Below are 6361 nucleotides of genomic sequence, written 5' to 3'. Positions count from 1 at the left end.
CCGCCCCGCCCCCGCCGCCCACGGAGGCCGTGTCGCCCGCGCGCCGCCAGGAGGTGCCGAGGTGACGGCCCGCGAACTGGACGCCGCGGGCATCCTCGACGCCGGACTCCGCGCCGACTACACGGCGTGCCGCCGACTCAACGCCCGCCACGGCAGGACCTACTTCCTCGCCACCCGACTCCTCCCCGCGGACCGGCGGTCCGCCGTCCACGCCCTCTACGGCTTCGCACGCCACGCCGACGACATCGTCGACGACCTCGGGAGCGGAGCCACGCTCGCCGAACGGGAAGCGGCGCTGGACACGCTGGAGACCGAGTGGGAGAAGGCGCTCGCCGGCGGCCGGGTCGCGGAACCCGTGGTCCGGGCGGTCGCCGACACCCGCGCCCGGTACGGCATCCCCGCCGCCCACTTCCGCGACTTCCTGGCCTCGATGCGCAGCGACCTGTCGGTCAGGGACTACCCGACGTACGAGGATCTGGCCGCGTACATGCACGGCTCGGCCGCCGTGATCGGGCTCCAGATGGTGCCCGTCCTGGGCACGGTCGTCCCCAGGGCGGAGGCCGAGCCGCGGGCGGCGGCCCTGGGGGTGGCGTTCCAGCTGACGAACTTCCTGCGGGACGTGGGCGAGGATCTCGACCGGGGTCGCGTCTACCTGCCCGCCGACCTGCTGGCCGCCCACGGCGTGGACCGCTCCCTCCTGCTGTGGAGCCGGACGACGGGACGGCGCGACGGGCGCGTCACCGAGGCGCTCAAGGACGCGGCTTCCCTCACCCGCCGGATCTACCGCGTGGCGGAGCCCGGCATCGCCCAGCTCCACTCGGTGTCGGCTCCCTGCGTCCGTACCGCGTTCGTGCTCTACCGCGACATCCTGCGGGCCATCGAGGACGACGGCTTCTCCGTCCTGCACCGGCGCGCCGTGGTGGGCCGGCGACGCCGCCTCGCGGTGGCGGGACGCGGCTACGTCCGGGCCGTCGCCGCCCGCCGGGGGTGGCCCGGAGCGGGGAGCGGCACGGACCGCCTCGGCGCGGACGCCGCACCGCCGCCCGCGCCCGACGGGGAGACCGCCCGGGCCCCGCGCGCCTCACGGGCCGGGGGTGAGAAGCGGTGAGGGCGATGCCGTTGCGATGGCGGCGCGAGGCCGTCGCCTGGGACCGTCAGCGGCCGACCTGGCGCGAGGCCCGGCCGGCGTCGATCGCGGCCGCGCTCCGTCGCGCGCAGGCCCGGCCGTCGGGCAACTGGTTCGTCGTCGCCGACAGCCGCGACGTACGACCCGACCGCCCGCTCGGCCGGAGCGTCGCCGGCGTCGAGCTGGTGCTCTGGCGGGACGCCGACGGGACTCCCGTGGCCGGCCCGGGAGCCTGCCCCCACCTCGGCGCACCCCTGAAGGACGCCGTCGTCCGGTGCGGGACCCTCATCTGCCACTGGCACGGCATGCGCCTGGACGGGCGGTCCGCCGCGGGCTGGCAGCCGTGGCCCGTCCACGACGACGGCCTCCTGGTGTGGGTGCGCCTCGACGCGGCGGGAGGAGAGACACCCACGGAACGGCCCGTGGTGCCGCTACGGGGCACCGGCGGCGAGACGGTGAGCGCGGTCTACACCGGTTTCGGCGTCTGCGAACCGGAGGACGTCGTGGCCAACCGCCTCGACCCCTGGCACGGCGCGTGGCTGCACCCGTACTCCTTCGTGGACCTGAAGGTGCTCAAGGTCCCGTCCGAGGCCGCCGTCGGTGACGACGACGCCCTGGTGGTGGACGTGGCCTTCAAGCTGGCCGGACGCGCCGTCGTCCCGGTGCGGGCCGCCTTCACCGCGCCCGACCCCCGTACGGTCGTGATGCGGATCGAGGAGGGCGAGGGCGCCGGGTCGGTCGTGGAGACCCACGCCACGCCGCTGACGGCGCCCGGCGTGGACACCCCGCGCACGGCCGTCGTGGAGGCGGTCGTGGCCGCGTCGGACCGGCGCGGATTCGCCGCCGCGAGGGCGACGTCGCCGCTGCTCCGGCCCCTGATCCGGGCGGCGGCGGGCCGGTTGTGGCGGGACGACCTGGCGTACGCGGAACGGCGCTGGTCCCTCCGCCGCCAGGGCCGCTTCCCGGGGTGAGACGGACGGCCCCGTGACGACGTCAGGTCATGAGGTGCCCGCCAAGGTCGCGAGGCCGCGGAGGACGGCGGACCGGCCGCGCCGCGGGACCGTCCACAGGGTCTGGCCGCGCAGACCCCAGCGGCGCAGGTGCGCCGCCGCGGCCAGGAAGCCCGTGGTGGCCGCGCGTTCCATCAGGGCGACGGGCAGGTCGGTACGGACGAGGTCGCCGGCGACGGTCACGGTGGGGTCCGGGGTGTCGACCGTCGGACGGTCGTCTGCACCCCCGACCGCGAACAGCGGACAGTCGGCACGCCACAGCCGGCGCTCGTCGACGACCCGCGCACGACGCGTCTCCGGGTAGACCCGGTGGAGCTCGTCCAGCAGCGTGCGGGACAGCGCCTCGGGGTCGCTCGACGGCTCCGCCGCGTAGGCGTGGAGCTCGACCACCGACCCGCCGGACTTCCGCGCCCAGCGGAGGGCTTCGCCCTCCCACCGTTCCAGGACGCTGATGTTGTCCAGCGGTCCGTAGCCGCTGGTACCGAGGAAGCCGGGCCGGTCCGCGCCGACCGGCCGGTCGAGCCAGATCCGGTGGACCAGGAACGGCGGGGCGCAGGCGAGGCGGCCGACGCGGGCGCGCCAGGCGTCGTCGCAGAGGGTCGGCGACTGCGCGGCCAGGGAACGCAGCCCGGCCGGATCGAGCGCCAGGACGAGGGCGTCGGCACGGTCCGTGCCCTCCTCCGTGACGACGACGTGCCCGCCGCGCGGGTCGGGCTCCACGGCGTGCACCGGCGTACCGGTGCGGAGGCGTACGCCGTGGCCGTCGAGGTAGCGCGCGAGCGGGTCCCACAGGGCCTGCGGATAGGGCTCGTCCGGTACGTCGAAGAGGAGGCCCTCCGAGGAGCCGAGGAAGTAGATGTGGAACATCAGGGCGAGTTCCGCCGCGGAGAGCTCGTCCGGGTCGGCGAAGAAGCTGCGGGAGAACACCTCGAACGCGAGGTGCCGGGCCGCCTCGGGAAAGCCGATGCGCTGGAGCAGCGCGCGGGCGCTGATCCCGTCGTAGCGCGCGTACAGCTCGGGCAGCCGGACGTCGAGGAGGGGCAGAGCCGCCCGCGCGTCCAGACCGCCGAGGTCGTCCCGGCGGAAGCTGGGGCTGAGGGCGGCGAAGCCCAGGGCGTTCCACGGCGGGGTACGCGGGACGCGGGCGAAGCTGTCGTAGAGGCCGGAGGCGTGCTGGAGGGGGTAGTCGCCGATGCCCCGCAGCCGTTCCAGGCCCGGATCGACGCGCCGGAGCAGGCCGCGCAGGTTGTAGTACTGCCGGAAGAACGCGTGGAAGCCGCGGCTCATGGTGGCCGCGGAGCCGTCGGCGAGTTCGACGGGCCAGCCGGCCAGCCGCCCGCCGAGCGAGGCCTCCCGTTCGTAGAGGGTGACGTCGACACCGCGCTCGGCCAGCAGGGTGGCCGCCGCGAGGCCCGCGATCCCGCCTCCGACGACGGCGCAGCGGGGCGCGTCTCCTCCGGTGTGCCGGTCGCGGCCCTCGTGGGCGGGGACGACGTCGGCCTTCCGGTCGCGTCCGCGGCGCGCGGCCCGTACGGGTGTTCTCGATGGTCCGCCGCTGGCCCACCGCCTCGAACTCCCCGTCCCCCGCCGGAGCTTCGGACACGACGGCGGCGAGCGATACTGATCGTGGCGGCCGCTTCGCCCCGGACCGGTCTCCCGACCGGGACGGCCGGCGGGGCGGGAGCCCAGCCATGTCGACGCCTTCGAGGGGAGCCTTCATGACCACGGCGAAAGACCTGTTCATCATCTCCATTGACCCGGGGTCGGAGCGGCCCGTAGGTCAGGGGGACCTGTCGCTCGCGCTCGCGGGAGCCGAGCTGATCGACCTCGTCGGCGCCGGGGCGGCCACCATCGACGAGGACCGGATCGTGCCGGGCGCGCCGTCGGCGCCGGACGACGGGCTGCTCGCCGAGGCCGGGGCGGAGCTCGTCCGGCAGGAGCCCTACGAGCTCGTGGAGGACTGGCTGTGGCGCCGGGGCCGCGACCTCTCGGCCACCTACCGGAGCGCCCTGGAGCGGGCCGGCGAGCTCACGCGCAGGCGCAGCGGCCTGCTGTCCTTCGGGCCGGAGACCGTGGAGCCGGCCGACACCCCGGCGAGCCGGCGGGCCGCCGCGCGCCGGGAGGAGGGCGAGCCCGTACTGGCCGCCCTCGCCTCGGCCGTGGGTGTCGGCGGCGAGTGGGCCGACGAGGAGCCGGGGTTCGCCGACGAGGCGGTGACGACCGTGGTCGCGGTCGTCAACGAGGCGGTGATGGAACTCGAGGCGGTGCGCCAGCGGCGGACCATCGAGAACACGGCCTTCGCCAACGTCTGGCGCGGCCCGTGATCACGGGCGCGTCCCCGGGCCGGCGCAGGCTTTCTATCTCCAACCTGCGTCGTTCCTAGAATGGGCGGATGGAGGACACGCAGGACATCGACGCGATCGCCATGCTCCAGGACCCGGTGCGGCGGCGGCTGTACGCGTACGTGGTCGCGCAGGGCCGCGAGGTCGGGCGCAACGAGGCCGCCGAGGCCACCGGGGTGGCCCGCACGCTCGCGGCGCACCACCTGGACAAGCTGACCGGCGCCGGGCTCCTGGAGAGCGGCAGCCGCCGCCTGACGGGCCGCTCGGGGCCGGGGGCCGGCCGCCCCGCCAAGGTCTACACGCGGGCGTCGGCCGAGCGGTCGGTCTCCCTGCCGGCCCGCGACTACCGCACCGCCGCCGAACTGCTCGCCGAGGCCGCCGAAGAGGCCGGACTCGACGTCGGACTCTGCGCGGCCGCCCGCCGCCGCGGGGAGGAGCTGCGCGGCTCGGCGGCACCTTGCGGCGACCTCGACGAGGCCATGCGGACACTGGCGGCACGCGGCTACGAACCCCACCTGGAGCCCGCCGGCAGCGACACCGCCGACGATTCCCGTACGGACCCCGTTGCCGCGACTCACGGAGCGGCGGCACCGGGAGCAGCCGCGCCCGCAGCGGCCGTGCCGGAGACAGCGGCACCCGCCCGCGTGCTCCGGATGCGCAACTGCCCCTTCCACGCCGTCGCGGAACGCTTCCCGCCGCTCGTCTGCGGCATGAACCTCGCCCTGCTCGAAGGGCTGCTGGGCACCGACGGCCCGGTACGCGCGCGCCTGGACGCGCGTCCCGGCGCGTGCTGCGTGGTGGTCGAAAATTCTAAAAACAACGATCATTGACATAGAAATCGACGCCGTGCTGGGATGAGGCCATGACCGCATCCCCGCACGCCGCCGTCCATCTCGCCCAGCTGAACGTCGCCACGCTCCTCCACCCCCTCGACGACCCGCGCGTGGCGCCGTTCGTCGAGCTGCTCGTTCCGGTCAACGCCGCCGCCGACGCCGCGCCCGGCTTCGTGTGGCGGCTGGTCGGGGAGGGTGCGCCGGACGCCACCGCCCTGCGTCCGGCGGGCGACAACGTCATCGTCAACCTGTCGGTCTGGGAGGACCAGGAAGCGCTGTGGGACTTCGCCTACCGCAGCGGGCACCTGGAGGTCATGCGACGGCGGCGCGAGTGGTTCGCCCGGCACGTCGAGGCGCACATGGTGCTGTGGTGGGTCCCCGCCGGGCACCTCCCGACCGTCGAGGAGGCCCTGGAGCGGCTGGCGGACCTGCGGACGAACGGCCCGTCCCCGCGCGCGTTCACCTTCGCCTCCGCCCACACCGCCGACGAGGCGGCCCGGCAGCCCGAAGGCACCCGGCCGTCCGGCGCGACACCGCGCGCCGCCACGGCCCGGGCAGCGCGGCCGGGCGAGGTGCCCGAGCCCGCCGGAGCGGTGCCCGCGGGAGACTCGCCCGCCTAGGGCGTACGCTCCGGTGCCCGCCGCCGTTCCCGGCCCGCCCGGACCCCTCGGACCACGCGCGTGATCCCGTACCCCAGCGCCCAGGGCAGCACCGTGAGGCCCAGGACGTAGACGAGGACGTACCCGAGCACGTCCTCCGTGTGGCGGGGATCGTCCCAGCTGTCCACGGGCAGCACGACGGCCGTCGCCGAGACCGCGACGGGCACCAGGGGCAGCAGCACGGACCAGAGCCGCGGCCACCACCCCGGCCGCCGGGCGCACCACACCCCCACACCGCCCATGAGGAAGGGCCCGAAGGGCGCCCACAGGATCACGGGCACGAACAACAGGGCCCACCACTCGTCCGCGTACCCGAACATCATCGAAGCCCCCGAAGCCCTCGGCCCGACACGGCCCGCGCCCGCGCACGCCCCCCGCCTATCCTTCGACG

Annotated in this window: 6 protein-coding genes and 1 pseudogene; 5 read left to right on the top strand and 2 right to left on the bottom strand. The window is 75.6% G+C overall.

Features of this window, described 5'->3' with window-relative positions; genetic code table 11:
• Window positions 1-61: 61 nt before the first annotated feature.
• Window positions 62-1108, top strand: coding sequence for a phytoene/squalene synthase family protein (locus EAO70_RS02140; protein ID WP_148001336.1), 1047 nt, complete (start codon window positions 62-64; stop codon window positions 1106-1108).
• 5 nt (window positions 1109-1113) lie between these two features.
• Window positions 1114-2097, top strand: coding sequence for a DUF5914 domain-containing protein (locus EAO70_RS02135; protein WP_148001335.1), 984 nt, complete (start codon window positions 1114-1116; stop codon window positions 2095-2097).
• A 27-nt stretch (window positions 2098-2124) separates the two neighbouring features.
• On the opposite strand, the pseudogene EAO70_RS02130 reads toward EAO70_RS02135, so the two are convergent.
• A pseudogene (locus tag EAO70_RS02130) lies at window positions 2125-3657 on the bottom strand (FAD-dependent oxidoreductase); the annotation flags it as partial.
• A gap of 197 nt (window positions 3658-3854) precedes the next feature.
• Here EAO70_RS02130 and EAO70_RS02125 point away from each other — a divergent pair.
• From EAO70_RS02125 to EAO70_RS02115, 3 genes are all read left to right on the top strand, one after another.
• Complete coding sequence (locus EAO70_RS02125) at window positions 3855-4460, top strand: GOLPH3/VPS74 family protein (RefSeq protein ID WP_148001333.1); 606 nt, start codon at window positions 3855-3857, stop codon at window positions 4458-4460.
• 68 nt (window positions 4461-4528) lie between these two features.
• Window positions 4529-5308 (top strand): helix-turn-helix transcriptional regulator, encoded by a 780-nt coding sequence (locus EAO70_RS02120; RefSeq protein ID WP_148001332.1) that lies wholly within the window; start codon window positions 4529-4531, stop codon window positions 5306-5308.
• Window positions 5309-5340: 32 nt separating this feature from the next.
• Window positions 5341-5931: a DUF3291 domain-containing protein gene (locus EAO70_RS02115; RefSeq protein ID WP_148001331.1), complete on the top strand. Its 591-nt coding sequence runs from the start codon at window positions 5341-5343 to the stop codon at window positions 5929-5931.
• Here the strand turns inward: EAO70_RS02115 and EAO70_RS02110 are convergent.
• Window positions 5928-6293, bottom strand: a complete 366-nt coding sequence (locus EAO70_RS02110; RefSeq protein WP_148001330.1) for a hypothetical protein — start codon at window positions 6291-6293, stop codon at window positions 5928-5930. The two genes, EAO70_RS02115 and EAO70_RS02110, sit on opposite strands and share 4 nt — an antisense overlap.
• Window positions 6294-6361: the final 68 nt, after the last annotated feature.

Origin of the sequence: Streptomyces sp. adm13(2018) (assembly GCF_008042145.1) — a bacterium.
Classification (GTDB): domain Bacteria; phylum Actinomycetota; class Actinomycetes; order Streptomycetales; family Streptomycetaceae; genus Streptomyces.
The sequence above is the reverse complement of the archived record's forward strand: the minus strand, read 5'-3'. Positions and strand labels throughout refer to the sequence as shown.